Annotated in this window: 17 protein-coding genes; 5 read left to right on the forward strand and 12 right to left on the reverse strand. The window is 41.0% G+C overall.

Going from position 1 to position 21,807, the window contains the following annotated elements; translation table 11 throughout:
- The first annotated feature begins 25 nt into the window (after positions 1-25).
- The 5 genes from OU683_RS11205 to miaA all read left to right on the forward strand — a co-directional run bounded on the left by OU683_RS11205 (position 26) and on the right by miaA (position 5,112).
- Entirely contained in the window at positions 26-1,261 is a 1,236-nt protein-coding gene (locus OU683_RS11205; RefSeq protein ID WP_268138261.1) for a DUF1015 domain-containing protein, read from the forward strand.
- Between the two features lie 6 nt (positions 1,262-1,267).
- Positions 1,268-1,927: a YggS family pyridoxal phosphate-dependent enzyme gene (locus tag OU683_RS11210; RefSeq protein WP_268138263.1), complete on the forward strand. Its 660-nt coding sequence runs from the start codon at positions 1,268-1,270 to the stop codon at positions 1,925-1,927.
- Between the two features lie 16 nt (positions 1,928-1,943).
- Positions 1,944-3,317, forward strand: a complete 1,374-nt coding sequence (locus OU683_RS11215; protein WP_268138265.1) for an exonuclease domain-containing protein — start codon at positions 1,944-1,946, stop codon at positions 3,315-3,317.
- Between the two features lie 66 nt (positions 3,318-3,383).
- The gene (locus OU683_RS11220; protein ID WP_268138267.1) at positions 3,384-4,211 is read left to right on the forward strand and encodes an ion transporter; all 828 of its coding nucleotides are present in this window, start codon (positions 3,384-3,386) and stop codon (positions 4,209-4,211) included.
- Entirely contained in the window at positions 4,204-5,112 is a 909-nt protein-coding gene (gene miaA, locus OU683_RS11225) for a tRNA (adenosine(37)-N6)-dimethylallyltransferase MiaA (RefSeq protein WP_268138269.1), read from the forward strand. The genes OU683_RS11220 and miaA overlap by 8 nt, the downstream gene beginning before the upstream one ends.
- Here miaA and OU683_RS11230 read toward each other — a convergent pair.
- From OU683_RS11230 to OU683_RS11285, 12 genes are all read right to left on the reverse strand, one after another.
- Positions 5,105-10,438, reverse strand: coding sequence for an HYR domain-containing protein (locus OU683_RS11230; protein ID WP_268138271.1), 5,334 nt, complete (start codon positions 10,436-10,438; stop codon positions 5,105-5,107). The genes miaA and OU683_RS11230 overlap by 8 nt on opposite strands.
- 130 nt (positions 10,439-10,568) lie before the next feature.
- Complete coding sequence (locus tag OU683_RS11235) at positions 10,569-11,291, reverse strand: response regulator transcription factor (protein WP_228916513.1); 723 nt, start codon at positions 11,289-11,291, stop codon at positions 10,569-10,571.
- Positions 11,292-11,294: 3 nt separating this feature from the next.
- On the reverse strand, positions 11,295-12,866 hold the full coding sequence (locus OU683_RS11240; RefSeq protein ID WP_268138273.1) for a sensor histidine kinase: 1,572 nt from the start codon (positions 12,864-12,866) through the stop codon (positions 11,295-11,297).
- Positions 12,867-12,939: 73 nt separating this feature from the next.
- Entirely contained in the window at positions 12,940-13,524 is a 585-nt protein-coding gene (gene coaE, locus OU683_RS11245) for a dephospho-CoA kinase (RefSeq protein WP_268138275.1), read from the reverse strand.
- The gene (locus OU683_RS11250) at positions 13,521-14,480 is read right to left on the reverse strand and encodes a YbbR-like domain-containing protein (protein ID WP_268138277.1); all 960 of its coding nucleotides are present in this window, start codon (positions 14,478-14,480) and stop codon (positions 13,521-13,523) included. Before OU683_RS11250 ends, coaE begins: the two co-directional genes overlap by 4 nt.
- On the reverse strand, positions 14,473-15,480 hold the full coding sequence (locus tag OU683_RS11255) for a glycosyltransferase family 2 protein (RefSeq protein WP_268138279.1): 1,008 nt from the start codon (positions 15,478-15,480) through the stop codon (positions 14,473-14,475). The genes OU683_RS11250 and OU683_RS11255 overlap by 8 nt, the downstream gene beginning before the upstream one ends.
- Before the next feature lie 98 nt (positions 15,481-15,578).
- Complete coding sequence (locus tag OU683_RS11260) at positions 15,579-16,403, reverse strand: enoyl-ACP reductase FabI (RefSeq protein ID WP_268138283.1); 825 nt, start codon at positions 16,401-16,403, stop codon at positions 15,579-15,581.
- Between the two features lie 49 nt (positions 16,404-16,452).
- Positions 16,453-18,105, reverse strand: coding sequence for a DNA repair protein RecN (gene recN, locus OU683_RS11265; protein WP_268138286.1), 1,653 nt, complete (start codon positions 18,103-18,105; stop codon positions 16,453-16,455).
- Between the two features lie 383 nt (positions 18,106-18,488).
- Entirely contained in the window at positions 18,489-19,379 is an 891-nt protein-coding gene (gene porD / locus OU683_RS11270; protein ID WP_268138289.1) for a type IX secretion system protein PorD, read from the reverse strand.
- Positions 19,372-20,583: a bifunctional phosphopantothenoylcysteine decarboxylase/phosphopantothenate--cysteine ligase CoaBC gene (coaBC, locus tag OU683_RS11275; RefSeq protein WP_268138291.1), complete on the reverse strand. Its 1,212-nt coding sequence runs from the start codon at positions 20,581-20,583 to the stop codon at positions 19,372-19,374. The genes porD and coaBC overlap by 8 nt, the downstream gene beginning before the upstream one ends.
- A 5-nt stretch (positions 20,584-20,588) precedes the next feature.
- Positions 20,589-20,915, reverse strand: coding sequence for a DNA-directed RNA polymerase subunit omega (locus OU683_RS11280; protein WP_442800851.1), 327 nt, complete (start codon positions 20,913-20,915; stop codon positions 20,589-20,591).
- Positions 20,912-21,745, reverse strand: a complete 834-nt coding sequence (locus OU683_RS11285; RefSeq protein WP_268138293.1) for an outer membrane protein assembly factor BamD — start codon at positions 21,743-21,745, stop codon at positions 20,912-20,914. The genes OU683_RS11280 and OU683_RS11285 overlap by 4 nt, the downstream gene beginning before the upstream one ends.
- Positions 21,746-21,807: the final 62 nt, after the last annotated feature.

A 21,807-nucleotide genomic window follows, 5' to 3' on the forward strand; every position in this document is an offset into this window, starting at 1 on the left:
TGAACCTATTTAATCTGAGCAGCATTTGGCAAAAATAATTCCTTTTAAGGCAGTCAGGCCTTCGCGGGACAAGGTGGGCCTTGTGGCTTCGCGCCCCTACCAGGAATATTCGGTGGAAGAAGTGAGATTTCAGCTGGAACACAATCCCTTTTCTTTTCTTCATATCATCAATCCCGGTTATAAATTTCAGAAGGAAATATCGGGAAGTGAGCGATTTCAGCTTGTTAAGAACCGCTACCTCGAGTTTAAGGAGGAAGAGGTTTTTATTCAGGATCAAAAGCCGGCTTATTACCTTTATAAGACAATTTCCCGGGAGCAGGTCTACTGCGGAATTATTGCTGCCACAAGTGCCGAAGATTACGAAAATAATGTAATTAGAAAGCACGAGGATACTATTTCTCACCGGGAACAACTTTTTAAGGATTACCTTAAAACAGTAGGTTTTAATACCGAACCGGTGCTTCTCACTTATCCGGACAGCCCTGTGATCAATGATATTACTACACAAGTAATGCAGGAAAGACCGGAATATGAATTCTCTTCCCTCAACCGTGATATTCATTATATGTGGATAGTGGATGATCCCGAAAGAACGGCGAAAATAAGGCAGGAGTTTGAGCGTATGAAATCTGTTTATATCGCCGATGGGCATCATAGAAGCGCTTCTTCCTGGCTCCTGGCGAAAGAGTCACGGGAAAAGAACCCAAATCACACCGGAGAGGAACCTTATAATTTTTTCCTTAGCTATATGATTGCCGAAAGTAACCTAAGACTTTATGAGTTCAACAGGTTGATACGGGATCTCAATGGGCTGGGGAAAGAGGAATTTTTAATTAAGCTGGACGAATGGTTTCGAATCGAGAACCGCGGGACACAGTATTATAAACCCTCTAAAAAACATCATTTTTCGATGTATCTGGATGGCGAATATTACTCACTTTACCTGCGCAAGACAAACTATGAATTCACAGACTCGTTGAGCGCACTGGATCCTTACATCCTGTTCATCAAGATCCTCAAACCTATTTTAGGCATCGAAGATCTTAAAAATGACAACAGAATATCTTACCTTCCCGGGAGGAACGAGAGTTTTGACGTAAAGAAAGCGGTAGATGAAGGAGAATTTGCCGTTGGCTTCGGAATGTTGCCCCTCACTATTGAAGAGATCAAAGAAATCGCCGATGCAGGTCTCACTATGCCACCCAAAAGCACTTGTATTGAGCCAAAACTGAGAAGCGGTCTCACCGTTTACGAATTTTAGAGATTTATGAGCATTTCAGAAAACATAAATAGAATAAAAGCGGAAATACCCGAAGAGGTTACTCTTGTCGCTATTTCCAAAACCAAACCCGAAAGTGACATTTTGGAAGCCTATAATACCGGGCACAGGATCTTTGGAGAAAACAAGATCCAGGAAATGACAGAGAAGTGGGAACAACTTCCAAAGGATATTAAATGGCACATGGTTGGCCACGTGCAGCGCAATAAGGTGAAATACATGGCCGAATTTGTTGACCTCATCCACTCTGTTGATTCCCTGAAGCTGCTTAAGGAAATCGAAAAACAAGCCGAAAAGTATAACCGCACTATCCCCTGTCTTTTACAGATCAAAATAGCCGAAGAAGACACTAAATATGGAATAGATGTTGATGAAGCAAAAAGTATACTTCAGTCAGACGCTTACCGCAAGATGTCTCATGTTAAGATAGTTGGCTTGATGGGGATGGCGACCCTTACCGAGAAAGAAGAAAAAATTAGAAAGGAATTCAGCTTTTTAAAGACTACTTTTGAAGAATTGAAATCCAGGTATGATTCCTTTACCACATTATCAATGGGAATGAGTGGCGACTACAAGATCGCCATTGAATGCGGCAGTACAATGATAAGAGTGGGAAGTTCAATATTTGGAGAAAGAAGTTATAATTAACAGGGAGATTTAGCATTTGTACGCAATTTTAGACATAGAAACTACCGGCGGGAAATATAATGAAGAGGGAATTACAGAGATTGCTGTCTATAAATTTGACGGTCACAAAGTCGTAGATCAATTTATTAGCCTGGTAAATCCCGAAATCCCAATTCAGCCATTTGTTGTTGGACTTACAGGTATAAACAATGATATGCTACGCCAGGCACCAAAATTCTATGAGGTAGCAAAGCGAATCGTAGAAATAACAAATGGAGCCATCCTGGTAGCCCACAACGCAAAATTTGACTATCGCATCCTGCGCACAGAATTCGGTCGCCTGGGTTTTGATTATGAAAGACAAAGCTTATGTACCGTAGAGCTTTCCAAAAAACTTATTCCCGGGTTGCCTTCGTACAGTTTGGGAAAACTCGTTAGATCCCTGGGTATTCCTCTTAGTGACAGACACCGTGCAAACGGAGACGCCCAGGCTACGGTGAAGCTGTTTAAGATGCTGCTGGCAAAAGATTCAGAAAAAGAGATCCTCAAAAGCTCGGTTCGCAATGCACCAAAACTTCAGATGGATACGAAGCTAATCCGGTTACTTGAAGAACTTCCCTCGATCACCGGTGTTTATTACCTGCATAATTCCGAAGGAGATATCATTTACATTGGGAAAAGCAAGAATATCAAAAAACGGGTGAATCAACACTTTACCAATGAGAACAGGAAGTCTATAGAGATTCAAAAAGAGGTTGCATCCATAAGTTATGAGGCTACAGGAAATGAATTGAACGCGCTGCTAAAAGAAAATGAAGAGATAAAAAGAAATAAGCCGAAGTTTAATAAATCCCTTTCCAGAAATATTTTTTCTTATGCCCTGTACCAGTCAAAAGACGACGACGGGTATATCAATCTCAAAATTGGTAAAGCCGATCGAAGGAAGAAAAGCGTGACAACTTTTACAAACCTGCAACAGGCAAAGGCTTTGGTTTCAAACCTTGTGGAAGAGTATAACCTGTGCCAAAAGTACACGGGAATCCATACCGGAAACGGAGCCTGTTTCAACTACAGCATTAAAAAATGCAATGGGGCGTGCGTGAAAGAAGAATCTCCTTTAGAACACAATGAGCGCGTAAAACAGGCACTTCATAAGTATAGTTATGAAAAGCAAAATATGCTGGTAATTGATCGTGGCAGGGAGCTGGACGAAAAGAGCGCATTGCTAGTGGAGGAAGGACAGTTTAAAGGAATTGGATACTTCAACCTCAACTATCAACTCAATAATATGGAAATCATAAAATCCATAATTACCCCCATGAAGAATGATCGTGATGCCCAGCACATCATTCAAAATTACCTGAGAAAAAATAATCGCCTTAAGGTTATTATGTTGGACCCGGCCGAATAGAATTAATGCAGCCCGTAGAGCAGATTCTGCCGAAAAATCCTATTTTTAAGCTGTAATTCTTTTTTTGTGGTAAAACCATCTGATTCTTCCTGGAAAAAAAAACTTCATGAGATCATCTATGAAGCCGATACCCCTGCGGGAAAAGCTTTTGATATAGGTCTTCTCCTGGTAATTATTTTGAGTATTGTTTTGGTAATGCTCGAGAGTATTCCCGGAATGAGTGAAAAATATTATTCGGAATTCTATACTGCAGAATGGATCATTACAGCCGTTTTCACCGTGGAATATATTCTTCGTATTGTGGTGATCAATCGTCCCGCCCGCTATATTTTCAGCTTTTATGGCATAGTGGACCTGCTTTCAACACTGCCCTCCTATTTAGCCATTTTAGGCGGGGGCCACAATCTTTTGTTTGCAGTTAGGGCTCTAAGACTTCTAAGGATATTTAGGGTTTTAAAGATCACCCGATATATTGGTGAGTCAGATAAACTCCTCCGGGCTTTAAAAAACAGTCGCGCTAAAATTCTTGTCTTTCTTTATGCCGTTATTATCATGTGCGTGATCATGGGAACAGTAATGTACCTCGTGGAAGGACCGGAAAATGGATATACAAGTATTCCAACCGGGATATACTGGTGTATTGTTACCCTTACTACAGTAGGTTTTGGAGATATTCACCCGGTGACGCCCCTGGGACAATTCATCGCTTCTGTAATTATGATCACTGGTTACGGGATCATTGCAGTTCCTACGGGAATAGTTACTTCAGAATTTAGTCGTGCTTCGGCCAGTGAAGTATCTGTAAACACCCAAGTCTGCCCCCATTGTAATGAATCTAAGCACCTGGACAAAGCAGAATATTGCCATAACTGCGGAAATTCTCTAAATGCATAAAAAATATCTCATTGTGGTTGTCGGTCCCACAGCTATTGGAAAAACCTCCCTCGGAATTGAGCTGGCACGTCATTTTAATACTGAAATCATCTCTGCCGATTCCCGGCAGTTCTTTAAAGAGATGACCATTGGAACTGCAGTTCCAACTGAAGGTGAATTACACGCCGCCAAGCATCATTTCATTCAGCATATTTCGGTCGAAGAAGATTATTCTGTAGGAGATTTTGAGCGGGATGCCCTGCAAAAACTTAAGAAGCTTTTTTTGAAGCACGATGTTGTAGTGATGGTTGGCGGGAGCGGACTTTACGTAGATGCTGTGGTAAAAGGACTGGATGAGTTTCCGGAAATAGAGCCCCATATCAAGGGAGATTTGAAAAAGGAACTGGAGGAAAAAGGTCTTAAAAAGCTTCAGGAAGAACTTAAAATAAAGGATCCCGAATATTATTCCGAAGTAGATCTTCAAAATCCGCACAGGGTGATAAGGGCTCTTGAAATTTGCAGAGGAACCGGAAAGCCATATTCCGCTTTTAGAAAAAGAACTACCAAAAATCGCTTTTTTGACACCTTATATGTGGGACTTACATCAGAAAGAGAGATTGTTTACGACCGCATCAACCGCAGGGTGGATATCATGATGCAGCAAGGTCTTTTAGAGGAGGCTGATGCACTTTTCCCCCAACGGAAACTAAATGCGCTCAACACTGTTGGGTACAAAGAACTTTTTAAATATCTCAATAAAGAATGGGACCTCGAAACGGCCATTGGAGAAATTAAAAAGAACACGAGGAGATTTGCTAAGCGGCAGTACACCTGGTTCAGAAAAAACGAGCAGATCAACTGGTTTGATATTTCCACTCCTCCTGCTAAAATTCTGACCTTTGTAGAAGAAGAAATTACCTGATTATCGCCCTTTTTAAATATTCCCTCCCGTTGGTTTGAATGAGCAATTGATATACTCCCGCCTGGTATTCACTCAGGTTGATCGAATATTCTAAAATTGGTACGCTGTTATCATACCTGTGCTCCAGGAGAAAACGCCCTCTAATATCAAAAACCTCGATCTGATGAATTTGCAGACCTTCAGAAACCTCAAATTTAAACAGCCCATCGCCGGGGTTGGGATAAAGTATTAAGGTATCTCTCTCTACAGGTCCGGGTGCTTCACAGATCTCCAAAGGATCCTCAACCACAACTTTCACCACACAGGAACCATTTCCATTGAGTGTGGTATAAGAAAGGGTTACCTCATTCTCTCCCAGGTCATCACAGGTGAAGTTTGTTTGGCTAAGGGTGTAAGTACCACTTGGACCACTGGAAAATGCCTCCTGAGGATTCAATTGGGCTCTCCCGCTTACATCCAAATCCAGGGTAATGAGATCTCTACAAACTACTCCGGAAGGATTTTCCTCGTTGGGCAGGATCATAATAGTGGTTTCACAGGTATCGGTATTTCCAGATGCATCTCTAACAGTCAAAGTTACTTTTTGCTCCCCAAGATCGGCTGCGGTGAAGGAAGTGCGGTCAAGGCTCATAGCAGCAATTTCACAATTGTCTGTAGATCCACTATCAACATCCTCTGGTGCCAAAGTTGCCGTTCCATTAATGTCCAGGGTTAATTCCATATCTGCTTTACAAGAAGCGACGGGGGCAATATTATCCACGATCTCTACCTCGATCTCGCAACTTTGGGAAGGATCATCTTTCTTTGTCAGCGTGATTGTATGAACTCCGATATCTTCACAGGTGTAGGTCACATCCCCAAAAAATTGGGCAGTACCAGGGTCTCCTTCGTAAAGATCCTGTGCGGTTAAAACGGCCTCGCCACCGGCATCCAGCTCGAGGGTTAAATTTTCCACACAATCCAGTTCCCCGGTAGTAGCCATATAAGGTTTTACATTTACCGTGACTTCACAAAAATCTGAATTTCCCGAGGCGTCGGTTACGGTAAAGCGCACAGTTTGAGTACCAACATCGCTGCTTGTGAAATTGCTTTTGCTCAAAGACATATCTTCAATGGCGCAGTTATCGGTGGAATTTTGATCTACATCATTTACAGATATTTCTCCTGTTCCGTTTTCATCCAGAACCAGATCAATTTCGGAAATACAGTTCACCAGAGGTGGCAAATCATCCACAACAAGGATCTCAATTTCACAACTTCCTGTGTGCTCGCCCTGATAGGAGGCGGTGATCATTTGCGGCGGACCAATATCATCACAGGTAAAATCTTTTTTATTTAGCTCAAGTTCAATATTGTCCTCTTCCCCGGTATAGAAAAGGCGGAGTTCAGCATACCCGTTTTCGTCCAGGAAAAGCGTCTTGGACTCCACACAATCAACACTTCTCATAGGATCATATGGCACAACATTAATGGTAGTCTCACAGGTTTCAAAATTACCGTTGACATCCACTACCGTCACCACAACGTCTTGTTCTCCCGCATCTGCAGTCTCAAAACGATCCTGGTCTAAAGTGACACTTTGTATCCCGCAATTATCTGAAAACGATTCCAGTAACATTTCTGGCGGAATGATTCCGTAGCCATCTTCATTGAGGTAAAGGTTAAAATCCTCCCGACAACTTATCACAGGTTTTAATTGATCTATTACTTCGATCTTAGTGGTGCAACTTCCAGAAGAACCATCAACAAAATGAACAATTAATTCTACTTCCTGCTCTCCAATATTCTCACAGGTAAATACGTCTTTACTCAAATCAAAAAAGGCAACTGCAGGATTGGTTGGGTCGGCATCATATAAGGTAGCAGGATCCAGAGTAGCGGTTCCGTTAGGGCCCAATGCCACTTGAGTGGAAACACAATTTATTTCCACAGCAGGAGTATTGTAAACAATAGGAAAGGAACATGTCGTGGAAATATTTCCAGCTTCGTCCTCTACTGTTAAGGTGACTGTGGTGTTATTTGTAATTACGTCCTGAGGTGCGGGAACCTGAATGACATTAAGTTGGGTTGAGCAGTTATCTGAATAAGTGATTCGATCCTTATAATCTGGAACTACAAAGTTCTCACCGGGAAGAAGATCTACTTCGACAGGAGAATTATTACAGGAATTTATTTCAGGTGAAATGTTATCTTCTAAAGTCACCACTAAATTGCACTCCCCAACAAAAGGAGCATTTGCATCAGTTCCATGATATACCTTAAGATTTACTTGCAGCTCTTCTCCCAGTCTTTCCTCAGTTTGTTCAATAAATATCCCATCATCAAAATTTTGCCTGTTGTTCACATATGACCTAAAATCCTGCACAATATAATTGCAGTCCTCATCAAGCTCCAAAGATAAACCGGCAGTCGATCCACAATCAAAAGAAGGCTGATCTTCCTGAACTAATACAAGCTCTATGGAACATACATCAGATTCGTTATCCTGTCCATCAAAAGCCCGAATGTTTACAGTAACATCCTGGGTAATTTCCTCATTTGCAACCGGAGTTTGTTCATATCTTACGGGATTGCCACAATTATCAACTGCTTCCACTTCCTCAAGAAGGTCCGGAACGAAATACTTACCGTTTACTGCTCCAACAAATTGCGTGGAATTCTGCGGACATATAGTAAACTGCGGTGGCTCTTCATCCTTTACGGTAATTTTTAATGTACAGGTAGCAGTATTATCTGATGAATCGCGGGCTTCAAAAATGACTTCATAAGAACCAGGAGCTAAGAAATCACCAGAATCTGGACCGCTTAGTTTTGTAACAGTTGCCGAACCGGAATTATCGGTAGGCGTAGGAGTTTCAAAGGTGACAATTGCTCCACATGCTCGGGGATCGGTTAATATTTCAATATTTGGCGGGCAACTTATCACAGGATCTTCCTCATCTTCGGCTTCATTTATGGTCACCGTGAAGCTACAGGTGGCGGTATTACCCACGGCATCTGTTACTACAAACGTATTGGTAGTGGTTTCTCCTACCGGGAAAACACTTCCCGAAGGTAATCCGGCTGTTTGATTGACTGTTGCACCAGAGCAGTTATCCCCATATGGCGCACTATAGTTTATTACTTTACCCGTTTCTCCAATAGCAACATTTTCGACAATATTTGAGGGACAGGTGATTGTGGGAAATATTTCATCTTTGACTGTTATTGTAGCAGGACAGGAGTCACTTAATCCTGTGGTTGGATCTGTTACCGTTAAAATAACGGTATTGTCCCCTAGTTTGGAGCAGTCGAATGAAGTAGTATCAATTTCCAGGTCCAAATTACCATCATTCCCACCGTACACCTGTTCGGCAGTAATCTGAGCCATTCCATTTTCATCCAAAGAAACTATGAAACTATTGCAAATTGCCTCTGGAGGGTCTGGACTCACAGAATCTTCTACAGTGACCTTAACCGTACATTGAGCGGTTAATCCCGCTTCATCTGTAACGGTGAGGGTTACAGGAACTTCGCCAATATCTGCTGTAGTAAAATTATATTGTGAAAGAACTTTATTTGTAATTGTACAATTGTCTACAGAGCCATTATCAACCTCATCCACAGTTATAGAAGCATTTCCACCTTGATTTAAAGTTACTGAAAATGGCGCAACACAGGAAACAACGGGAGGTGAATTGTCAATTACCTTAATGGTGGCGGGACAGAAGTCACTTAATCCTGTAGTTGGATCTGTTACCGTTAAAATAACAGTATTCTCCCCCAGTTTGGAGCAGTCGAATGAAGAAATATTAACTTCCAGGTCCAGCCCAACCTCATTCCCACCGTACACCTGTTCGGCAGTAATCTGAGCCACTCCATTTTCATCCAAAGAAATCGGGAAACTATTGCAAGTTGCCTCTGGAGGAACTGGACTCGCAGAAGGATTCACTGTAATTGTAAACGTACAGGTAGCTTGATTTCCAAATCCATCTGTGGCTGTGTATTCAATGGTATGTTTTCCAACAGAAAATTCACTCCCAGAAGGATCTCCAATGGTTTGTACAACTGTAGCAGAACAATTATCTGTCGCTGTCGCACCTTCAAATTCTACTTCGGCAAAATTGTCTCCAGGTTCTGCTGTGACCACTATATCTGCCGGACAAGTTAATTCAGGACCTTCAAAGCTGTCAAATGTTGGAGTTCTTTTATAGATTTCCAAATCCATTTCTAGTGCACTTGGTAAAAATTCGTGTCCTATCCAGTTATCATAATGATATAACTCTATTATATCTAAATTTAGAAGATACATCTTATCACAACTACTAAAAGCGATGTCAACAGGAAAATCAATCTTCTGTTTGTAAGAATATTCATAGGATTGACTGGGATCAAATACTTTAATACCAAAAGCATTTTCTTCGATCCCATCAAAAACCCGATGTGTGAAATCAATAGCTTCATCTATACCAATCTCCGAGAAATTAAGTAATTGGCCGAAATTTAATCTACCCGCATATTCAATGACGTGTAAATAATCAAATTTGTCTACTAATAAACTGCCGGGAGATTGAACATTAGAAAGTCTCCCTTTAAAACTCAAATTTTGATCAAAAATTAAAACAGCCGGATCATCATTCCCGGCTTCGCTGACATACAAAATTCCTTTGGAATTTACAGCAATCCGATATGGAACCTCTACATCAATTTCGTTTTTTAATATCCGTATGTCTGTTTCTTTGTCATAGACAGATATCCTGCTAAATTGACTTCCCTGTTCAGGTCCTTGATTTCCATCATAGTATTCAGCCAAATAAATGTTTTTTTGATTCACATCTATTCCCATTGGTCGATAAAAACCTAAAGGTATAATGCGATTCAAATTTCCGTCAGAATCAAAAACTTTAATTTTTCCGTGCCTTGCAAAATTTCCTTCGGCTAGATAGTCTGTTATATAAATAAAACCTTCATCGTCAACGGCAAGATCTAATGGTCCATCTAGTTGTGCAGAAGGAATAAAATCCTCGACTACAATTTCACCTTTAACATTTCTTAAATCCACCCCACTACCAAATGAAAGAGTGTACACTTTATTTTCAGGACCAGTTGCGACAGCAATGGTTAGATTATCTGGATTGAGATTAGTTAGAGAAATGCCATTCAAGCTTGTTACTCCTTCATGGTTATAAGAAGGAACTTCGTCAGCAGGATTTTGTCCTAATAAAGGAAAGGAAGTAATTAATAGAATTAAACTGAGGATTACAAAGAACCTTCCCCGACAACCAAAAAAATGCCGCAAGAGTACGGCAGTAGAATTACATTTTTGGAAGGTTTGGAGTCTCCTCATAGAGTGCAGCTTACTAACAAATATAAGTAAGTAAAACGAAGACCCCGATAAAGTATTGTTAACAAATATCAAGACATTGCTGCAGTTTCACTGCAGCGATGCCCGATACCCGGAACTGAAAATTTTATGCTTATTTCTGAGCTTCTTCTTTATTTCTAATCACCAATCTAAATCCTTCCCCGTGAATGTTAAGGATCTCTACGTTCTCATCCTTTTTAAGGTACTTACGCAGCTTGGCTATATAAACATCCATACTACGGGATGTAAAGTAATTGTCGTCTCTCCATATCTTGGTTAGAGCTAACTCCCGTGGCATAAGATCGTTCTCATGTAAAGCTAAAAGGCGCAACAATTCGTTCTCTTTTGGAGACAGTTTTGATGGTTCCTCATCTCTAAAGGTAAGGAAGCGAAGTTTTGAATTCAGGTGGAAATCACCAATCTGGAATTCGAACTGCTTGCTATCGGCCACGCTATCTGTAGCTTTACGCTGCATAATAGCTTTGATCTTCATAAGCAAAACTTCACTGTCAAAAGGCTTATTCAGGTAATCATCTGCCCCTACTTTATAACCTTTTAAAACATCTTCTTTCATTGCCTTTGCAGTCAGGAAGATGATAGGAATTTCTTCATTCTTCTCCCTAATCTCTTTGGCTAGTGTAAAACCATCTTTATATGGCATCATCACATCCAGGATACAAAGATCAAAATCATCTTTTTTGAATTTCTCAAATCCTTCCATCCCGTTCTTGGCATGTGTGACCTCATAATCGTTCATGGCCAGGTAATCTTTTAATACCGTTCCAAAGTTTGGATCATCTTCAACTAGTAAAATCTTCTTATTTTCAGTTTCCATAAATTAAGATATTAGTGGTAATTTAATTATAAATGTACTTCCTTTTCCTTTTTCACTTTCCACGCTTATTTGTCCGTGGTGGTCATCAAGGATACGCTTGGCATAAGCAAGTCCAAGGCCGTGGCCTTTTACGTTGTGGATATCTCCCGTATGCTCGCGATAAAATTTTTCAAATATTTTTTTCTGAACAGGTTTTGTCATTCCGCTTCCCTGGTCACGTATTTTCATGACAATATAATTCTTTACATTTTCTGTGTAGATATCAATTTTAGGCGCATCTGTAGAGTATTTCACTGCATTATCAAGCAGGTTTACAACAACATTGGTAAAATGGGTCTGGTTTGCCAGTATTGATGCTTTCAAGGCCCCAAAATGTGTTTGTATATATCCCTGTTTATCTTCCACAATTAGATCTATATGCGTAATGGCTTCTTCAATTAATTCATGTAAATCAAGTCTCTCCTTTTTAAGATCGAGTTCATTCTTTTCCAACCTGGAAATTCGCAAAACGTTCTCAACCTGTGCATGCATCCGCTTATTTTCATCCCTTATCATACGGTGATAATGAGCGACTTTTTCGGGATCGTTCATGATCTTTGGGTTCTTGATCGCATCCAGTGCAAGATTAATAGTTGCAATAGGTGTCTTGAACTCGTGGGTCATATTATTTATAAAATCTGTTTTAATTTCAGATATCTGCCTTTGCTTTATCAATTGGGATAGTGCACTTGAATATGCTACCACAATGATAAGGGTGAAAATGATCGATAAAGCCGCCATTAAAGTAATGGAAGACAATACAACCTGTTTCTTTTCTGTAAAGTTCACGAACAAATTATAATCATTAATACTGCTGCCCGCAGCAAAAAGCGGCACCCTGTACGTGGTTCGTGCATCCAGTTTAAAATTCTCTGACTGCACCTTGGTTGCCAGACCATTGTCGTAAACAGCATATTCAAAGGAGGTATGCATCCCCCTGTTCTCAAGTTCATTCTGGATCAAACCTTCCAGGTATGACTTTGAAACCCGTTCATGCAAAGGTTTCCTGCTCGTATATTCGTTCACAGTGGAACGGATAAATTCTTTCTCCACATCTTTCATTCTAAAGATGCGGTTGATCCTGCTGGAGGTGGCAAGCAAATCCTTATTTAGGCTATCATTCTTCACCAGCTTGGAAACCCTGCGGTTAATAAGCTTTTTAAATTGAATGGTATCTATAGATGCATCCAGAAAAGCTGTAGAAAGCATGTAATCTTCTTCCAGTCTTTCCTGTGAAGAGAGATAATCATCCTCGGAGAATCCATTGTGCTCTTCTTCAAATATTTCATTGATCATTGCACTATCTGCCTTTGCTCCCAAACTGTCAACCAACTCCTGCATCGCGAAATAATAGTTCTCCAGTTCGTTATTCTCAACTTCTGTAGCTACCCTTCGCAGTATCTGTTTTGCATTGAAAGAGAACTGCTCTTCCTTGCTCTCAACCGTGTTTTTTATCCAAAACCCCTGAACAAATATAATTCCTATTAAAGAGAGGCTCATTAGAACCACCAAAAGAAAAAAAATCTTTTTGTTCATATTTTCAAAAGTATGATTTTAACATTTAGCCAAAGACGCCTTTAACCAAATGTTAACAAAAGAAAGTCAGTATTTACGCGCGCTCAAGAAGGGTTTCGTGCAAGTCACGCACTGCTTCGCGGGTTTTGGAGAGCTCCTTGTTTTCAATAATAAAATCTGCTAGTTCTGCCTTTTTTCCATCACTCCACTGGTGGCTCATCCTGGCTTCGATTTCTTCCAGTGTAGAACTATCCCGCTCCTGCAACCTCGCCACCCTTTGTTCAAAAGGAGCGGTAATGAGTAGATTGAAGTCGCATTTGCGATAGCCTCCTTTTTCAAAGAGAATGGCTGCTTCATAAATTACATAAGGAGCATCTTGATCTTGTTTCCAGGTCTTGAAATGTTTGGCCACAGCCGGGTGGATTATTCCATTAAGTTGTTCCAGCTTTTTGTTGTCGCCAAAGACTTTTGAAGCAATGAATTTTCTATCGGGAATTCCCTCTTTATAGGCTTCCTCTCCAAAAAGCTGAATTATCGCAGCCTTTATTTTTTCATCTTCCAGCATTAACTTCTTTGCCTCCACATCGGCAATAAAAACAGGAATACCCAGCTCTTTAAAGAACCCGGCCACGGTTGTTTTTCCGCTTCCAATGCCTCCTGTAAGCCCAAGAACTTTCATTTTTTGATAATAAACTGAATTCGCTTCTCATTAAGCCGAATATTGGAGGTGAATTCCGGCTTCTGAATAACTTCAGGAATAAGAAAATCCTGCTGCCCCCTTATATCATCGAAATCCACAACCACCCTAAAATCTGAAGCTGTCACTTTGCTGAAGTCTTTCAGGTTCACCTGGTAAAACAGCACTACCTCCTTGGGAAAGATCACGACATTAAGCCCTGGAGGCACATTCATGACTTCAATAGGAACCTGCACCTTCCCCTCGGTAACTTTTTCAACATCTACAGCATATTTTACTTTATTGCGATAAAAAGTAACATTGGGAAGAGCTGTAGTATCAAGATATACTGTCCCCTGTTGATCTTCTTTTACTTTCGTAAGGCTAAGCTGCTGGGTAAAAATTTTTGAAAGTGTATCCAGAATATTGTCGGGACCACTAACCTTGATAGAATCCGGCTCATATTTCAACGCCTCCACAGCCGAGTATCCCACGGCATATTCAATTTTCAAGCGGAAAACAACCGGTAATTTTTTCTCCTGTTTTTGTTCATATTTCACAACAAGGGCATCCTTCAAAAATTCGTGATCATCCAGATCAATTTCCAGCTGGGATTGAAGGTCTGAATGGTTTTCATCAATAACATACACCAAAGCATCATTCTCAATACTCGCTTTAGAAAGATCGATCTTAACAGTGGGCGGAAAAAGAGAGAACCAGGCAACTGTAAATCCATTTTCCTGCATCCTTAATTCCAGGCTCTGTGGAATTTTCCCTACCAGCAGTTTATCCTGCGGCACATTGACATATTCCAATGGAATCTCCAGCACCTCACTGTATTGCTTGGAAAACTGAACAAAGATCCAGATCACAATAGCAAAAAAGAGAAAAAATAAAAATGAATTAAAGTCGGTTTTTCTAAACCGGGCTTTAGTAAGCGTTTTAAATCTTTTAAGCATGTTTAAAGAATAGCTTTGGAAACCTCTTTTCCGGATCCATGTTGAATATCCTAAGATAGCAGGTTGACTTGCAGAAACCAAACCCATAGCCCAAAAATTGTACGAGAGTAGCTACAATAGAATAAGCTGCGATCTTAATACTGCCGGTTAGGAAAAGGGAGTGGAAAAACAACATCAGAAAGTACCCGGCAGAGAGCCACAACGGCAAATACCATTCAAAAATGGCAAAAATCACTGCTGATATTAACCCAAAACTGAACAATGTTGGAAACCAGTAAGTGATCTTGGCCGAATTGGGGTGCCACTTGTTCAAAATAGGCCTCACCATTCCAAATTTCTTCACCTGCTGATAGAATTTCTTCCAGTCTATGCGTCGCTTGTGATACACAAAGGCTTCCGGAAATAATCTTGTCTCAAAATGCCCTTTTTGAAGCCGCAGTGCCAAATCGGGATCTTCACCGGGATGGATTCTCCCAAAGCCACCACTTGCGTCAAAGGCTTCTTTTGAAAGTCCCATGTTAAAGCTGCGGGGTTCAAATTTTCCCAGCATTTTCTTTCCTCCCCTAATTCCGCCGGTAGTCAAAAAAGAGGTCATGGTATAATTTATGGCTTTCTGTAGGTCACTAAAATCTTCATGGGCGGCATCTGGACCTCCAAAACAGTGAACGAAATCCTTCTGCAGCTCTTTTTCAACTTCAGTTAAATAATGCGGCGGCAAAATAACATCACTATCAAGGATCAAAAAGTAGTTCCCGGCAGCTCTTCTCATTCCGTAGTTGCGGGAGTCCCCCGGCCCTGAATTCGGCTTCCTGAAGTAGCCGATATTCAAACTTCCGGCATGTTCCTGCACCACTGCTTCACAAGAAATTGTCGAACCATCTTCCACGATCACAACCTCAAATGGCTTTTGATATTCCAGGGCCTGTATACTTTGCAGCAGCTCCTTAATCTCGGCGGGGCGGTTATAAACAGGAATGATAAATGAAAAAGAAAGCTCCATGACACAAATGTATTAAAGAATGTGGGACAGGGCCCAAAAAATAAGAGGCCTCAAAAATGACATTTTCGAGACCTCTTACTATCGATATTTGAACTAGCTTACTCTTCTTTCCCTTTTATAAAAGCTTCCATAACCTGCTGGCTCACTCCCATATTGGAGAAACCACCGTCGTTGAAAAGATTTTGAAGGGTAACTCTTTTTGTAAGATCCGAGAACATTGTGATAATGTAATTGGCACAATCCATTCCCGTTGCATTCCCAAGAGGCGACATCTCATCTGCATAAGCGATGAAACCATCGAAACCTTTAACTCCTGTACCTGCAGTGGTAGGAGTTGGAGACTGGGAAATGGTGTTTACTCTTACTTTTTTCTCTTTCCCGAAGAAATACCCAAAACTACGGGCAATTGATTCGAGATATGCTTTATTATCGGCCATGTCGTTATAGTCTGGAAATACCTTTTGAGCAGCGATATAAGAAAGTGCCATAATACTCCCCCACTCGTTCATTGCATCCTTCTTATAAAGACTCTGCATAGTTTTGTGAAAGGAAACTGCCGATACGTCCCAGCCTTTGGTGGTGTAATCATAATTCATATCGGTATAGTGATTCCCTTTTCGCACATTGACAGACATTCCTATAGAGTGTAGCACGAAATCAAGCTTTCCGCCAAGAATTTCCATGGCTTTCTCTACAAGATTATCAAGGTCTTCTACCTTGGTGGCATCTGCCGGAATAATTTCGGAATTCGTCTTTTCAGCAAGATCTTTGATATTCCCCATTCGCATAGCAATAGGTGCATTGGTAAGAACGAATTGTCCCCCCTCTTCATGGACGCGCATCGCCGTTTTCCAGGCGATAGAATTTTCGTCTAAGGCCCCAAAGATGATCCCTTTTTTTCCTTTTAGTAGATTATATGACATGGTATGGTTTTATAGTGTTTGTTAAGCGGGTAAATATAATAAACATCTTTTAATTCAAAAGGGCTTTCGCATGCGCCACGGCAGAATCACTAATGTTTTTGCCGCCCAGCATCATTGCAAGCTCTTCTATCCTGTCTTCCCCTTTCAATTCCTTGATATTGGTGATGGTGCTGTGAACTGCATCTTCTTTATAGATCTTGAAGTGCCTGTCCCCTTTTCCAGCAATCTGCGGGAGGTGGGTAATCGCAATAACCTGCATGTTTTTACCCATATTTTGAAGGATACCCGCCATTTTCTGGGCAATATCACCCGAAACTCCGGTATCTATTTCATCAAAAATTATGGTGGGCAGTTTGCTGTAGGTTGCAAGAATACTTTTCACAGCCAGCATGATCCTGGAGAGTTCCCCGCCAGATGCCGCCTTTTTAATGTCGTTATAGCTCCCGCCCTTATTCGCCGCCAGTAACCAGTTAAGCTTATCCTGCCCATTGGTGTAAAACTCTTTTTGTTGCTCCAGCTCGATTTTAAGGGTCGCATTTGGCATTCCCAGGTCGGCAAGAATATTTTCGACTTCCTTAATAAACTTTGGAATAACACCTTTTCGGGAGGTATGTATTTCTGAAGCTATTTTATGCAGCTCTTCTTTCTTTTCTGAAATGGCTTTTTCTGAACGTGCAATTTCCTCATCGGCATTTTCTGAAACTGCAACCTTCTTCGCCAGCTCTTCCTGAATTTCCTTCAGTTCTTCTACTGTACCTGCCGCATGCTTCTTTTGAAGATTATACAACACCTGAAGCTTTGTGTTCACCTGCTCCAATTCGGAAGGATTTGCCTCCACCTTATCCAAAGCCGATTCCAGTTCGGTGGCGATATCATCCAGTTCTATATTCACACTTTGCAGCCGTTCAAAAAGCTGCTGATATTGACTTGAAATACCTGATATCTTTTGCAAATTATTTTTTGCCTCCCGAAGTGAGGCCGCAGCACCTACTTCTTCCTGCTGAATATTATTGATCGCACTTCCCAATTGCTCGGTGAGTTCCTCTACATTACTAAGCTCTTCATACCGCTCCTCAAGCTCTTCCTGCATGCCCGTTTCCAGCTTAGCTTGCTGAAGTTCGGTAAGCAAAAACAGGTTGTAATCGTATTCTTTGGTTGCCTGCGCCTGCTCTTCTTTCAACTCCTGTAACTGCTTTTGAAGTTTCTTAAGCTGTTGCAATCCTGCCTGGTATTTCTTAATTGTGGCGGTGTTTTTGGCCAGGGAGTCTATTACCAGGAACTGGTATTCATTATCACCAAGACTTAAAGTTTCGTGCTGACTATGGATATCAAGCAGCTTCTCGCCCAAAGTCTGCAAGGAGGAAAGGTTCGCCGGAGTATCATTAATAAATGCCCTGCTTTTTCCTGAAGGTAAAATCTCCCTGCGTATAATGGTCTGGGATTCGTAGTCAAGATCCTCTTCAGCAAAAAGTGATTTTAGCTCATAGGAGGAAATATTGAAGCTTCCTTCAATAACACACTTCTTTTCCTGATTGCGAATTGCACTAAAGTCGGCACGCTTACCAAGCAAGAGGGAAAGAGCTCCCAGCATTATGGATTTTCCAGCACCGGTTTCTCCTGTTATTATCGTAAAACCGCTTTGAAGATCCATTTGGATGTCTTCAATTAGGGCGTAATTTTTTATAGAAAGGCTTGTGAGCAAGAGAATGTAAGTTTGGGTTAAAGATAATATTTTTTACAGTTGACAGGGAGCGATTATCAATTAGCAATGAACAATTAGCAGTGAATAATTAGCGGTTAGCCAAATTAATTTAATAAGGTTTTAAGCACCAAAAAATAAACTCAAAATTTCAAAAAGGATTCAGGGCTCAAAATTAAAGATTAATTTTTTTTCCAAGCAACTGACTTTTGAGCACTGCAAACTAAATTATAGAGGTCCCGGCTCCGCTCGACCTCACAGTAGACGTCCCGGTTGTAGATTCAAATCTTTACCCAGCCTGCGCATTGAGCCCTGATTTTACTTTAGAAAAATTCTTGATTCTTGTCTCTTTTTCAGACTGATCACTAATTACCGACAACTGATCACTAGTACCTAATATTTCCCCACTTTTCCGAAAAAGTAGGAGCCATGTTATTTAAAGCGTCTACCACTTCACGAATATTGACTTGTGGACCACCGCTAAAGATCTGCTCCACCTCATCGGCTTTGGCGTCGAAGAAAGTTCTCAACAGGAGAGAATTTGGTCGCCGGCTGTTCATACGTTCCAGATCGATAAGAGCTGCGGCAATCGCTTCCTTTCCTTCTTCCGGCGACATGTGCATTACATCCAGCCCATTCCGGTGGTAGTTATACATCGCATTTCTATATCCCGAATAGGTATTCGAGAGCAGGTTGGCATTGAGTTGATACCTGGAACGATTGCCGTCTGTGCCTTTCCAGCCGCTGTAGGAACTTTGTTGTGCCGTTCCCACAATCTGGTTCGCAGTTTCAAAATAAGGTGTCCCTCCCTGTTCACTAAAGGTATCGGCGTCAAGACCTAAAATAGTATAGACGTAAAAACCAATTATCGAAACAAGATTAGAATCGAATTGACTGGGACTAAATTCCAGCGGCTCATATTCGGTATACTCAAACGCAAAATCATCGTCGTTAAAGTTAAATACAGGACTAACCATGGTGGAACCAAAAACCGGTCTTGAGGATTGCACCTGTATGCTCCCAGAAAAACTGTTCCCGTCATAACTGTTGATGTTGATGAACATACTACAATTGATGCGCTCCTGCGGAAGAAACTCCCTGTCGGTCCAGCGGGTTTGATTGATGAATTCGCTAATAGTGTTTTGAAGGGTTTTGAAAACGGAAGCATTTGCCTGTCCTGTTTTTTCTGAATTGACCACAACCTGGCAGTTTAGCTCCTGCGCTCCGGAAGCTACGCTAAGACCAAACATAAACAGTAAAACAAATACTTTATTCATTGCTTAGCAGGATTATTTCATTCAGGATATCGCGGGCTACTTCGGTTTTCGACTTTAACTGAAAGCTCTTGGTCTTCCCGTCCTTAAAAAGGATCTTGATCTTATTGGTTTCCGACTTAAATCCTGCACCGGAGTCGTTCAGAGAATTAAGCACGATAAAATCCAGGTTCTTTCTCTGCAACTTTCCGGCGGCATTCTCTTCTTCGTTTTCAGTTTCCAGCGCAAAACCCACAAGGATTTGATGCTTTTTCGTTTCTCCCAGGTTTGCCAGGATATCAGGATTTTTTACCAGCTCCAACATCATGGTTTCCGCCGATTTCTTGATCTTTTGGGTAGCCGAAAGCTTCGGCCTGTAATCTGAAACCGCAGCCGATGCAATTGCGATATCAACTTCAGGAAAGAATTTTGTAGCGGCTTCAAACATATCAACAGCACTCTGCACCCTTATCAATTTAATTTCCTCATTGGGATTCTGCAAATGTGTGGGACCGGAAATCAAAATTACTTCTGCTCCCAAAGCCCGGGCAGCAGCAGCCAGTTCAAAACCCATTTTCCCACTGGAATGATTTCCTATAAAACGTACCGGGTCAATGGCTTCGTATGTAGGACCGGCGGTAATGAGGACTTTTTTATTCCGAAGTGGAAGACTTTTGGCAAGATGATCTTCAATAAACTTGAGGATATCGTCGGGCTCTGCCATTCGGCCTTCCCCAGAAAGTCCGCTTGCCAGTTCTCCCGAGGTAGCTGGAATCATAATATTCCCAAAGGAAGTAAGTGTGTCAAAATTTTCCCTTGTAGAAGGATGCCTGTGCATATCAAGATCCATAGCCGGGGCAAAATATACCGGGCATTTGGAAGACAAATACGTTGCAAGTAAGAAATTATCGCTGTGTCCTTTTGCCATTTTTGAGAGCGTATTGGCGGTAGCAGGTGCGATAAGCATAAGATCGGCCCAAAGGCCTAATTCCACGTGGTTATTCCATTGATTACTATGATCTTCCTCTTTAGTAAAAGAAGAAATAACCTCATTTTTGGAAAGTGTGGATAAAGTAAGGGGTGTAACAAATTCTTTGGCTGCAGGAGTCATTACGACCTTCACCTGCGCCCCGGCTTTAATGAACAGCCGGACCAAAAATGCTGTTTTATAAGCGGCTATACCCGCGGTAACGCCGAGAAGTATCTTTTTGCCGCTTATTACAGACATAATTCTTATTCTTCGCTTTTGGTATTGCGATAGTAGATCTTTCCATTAAGCCACTCCTGAACTGCTAAAGCATGCGGTTTTGGCAACTTTTCGTAGAACTTCGAAACTTCGATTTGCTCTTTGTTTTCAAAGATCTCATCAAGACTATCATTGTAAGTGGCAAATTCATCCAGTTTTTCAAGAAGTTCTTTCTTGATCTCTGAATTTATCTGGGTAGCTCTTTTCGAGATTATTGAGATCGCCTCATAAATGTTGTTCGTAGTAGCATCGATCTTGTTCTTGTCAAGAGTCGTAGTATTAAGTGGAGCCTCTGTTCTCTTTAGATCTATCATATTCTCGTCTCAGATTTTAATTGTTGTTCTTTTGTTTCAATATCTTTTAAGGCAGTATTAGCCATATCAATAAACTCCCCTTCGGAATAGTAACGCTGGTAATCCTCGTAATATCCTCTTGCTTTCGCCAATCTCTCGGGCATGGCATATTCATAACTGTTGATGGCGTAAAGATAAGCCGATTCAAACCTGTAATACATAGCTTTTTCCCTGAAAGGAGAACCGGGATATTGAGAAATAAAATTATCAAAAGCCGTCATTGCAGCGATATAACTTTCGGTGTGATGATATTGTTTTGCAATTTCATAAGCCTTTTGCTCAAGTTTCACCCTGAGTTCTGTAACCAGTTCATTGGCCTCATCCATTTTTTCACTTTCGGGAAAACGGTTAATAAAATCCTGGAGCTTACTTATTCCTTTTACAGTTTCAGTTTGATCAAGGTAATATGGAGGAGAGAGATAGTAATAACTCTTAGCTCCTTTAAAAGCAGCCTCTTCAAGTTTTTCACTCTCAGGATAAGTTTCTACAAACCGCTCAAATTGATAACCGGCAAGGAAATAATCTCCCAGCTCATAATAGGTATCTGCAAACAGGTACATCAACTTTTGCCCCTGTGGTTTACCCCTGAATTCTGGCACCAGCTGCTCAAAAAGCCTTAATGCCTTCTTATATTTACTCCTGCTATTGCCTTCACCTGCTTTAGCCTCGTTATAAAGGTTTTCTGCAGTTGAATACTTTAAACCTGTGTCTTTACTCTTCAACACCTTCTGGTATTCCCCACAGGAGGTAAAAAGAATAGCTAAACTTAAAAATAGGATGATTTTCTTCATTCTGAATTTTAACATCTGGCAAAAATACTCTTTTCTGCCTTATTATAAAAACTTTAGTTTCA

Origin of the sequence: Salinimicrobium sp. TH3 (assembly GCF_026676115.1) — a bacterium.
In the GTDB taxonomy this organism is placed as follows: domain Bacteria; phylum Bacteroidota; class Bacteroidia; order Flavobacteriales; family Flavobacteriaceae; genus Salinimicrobium.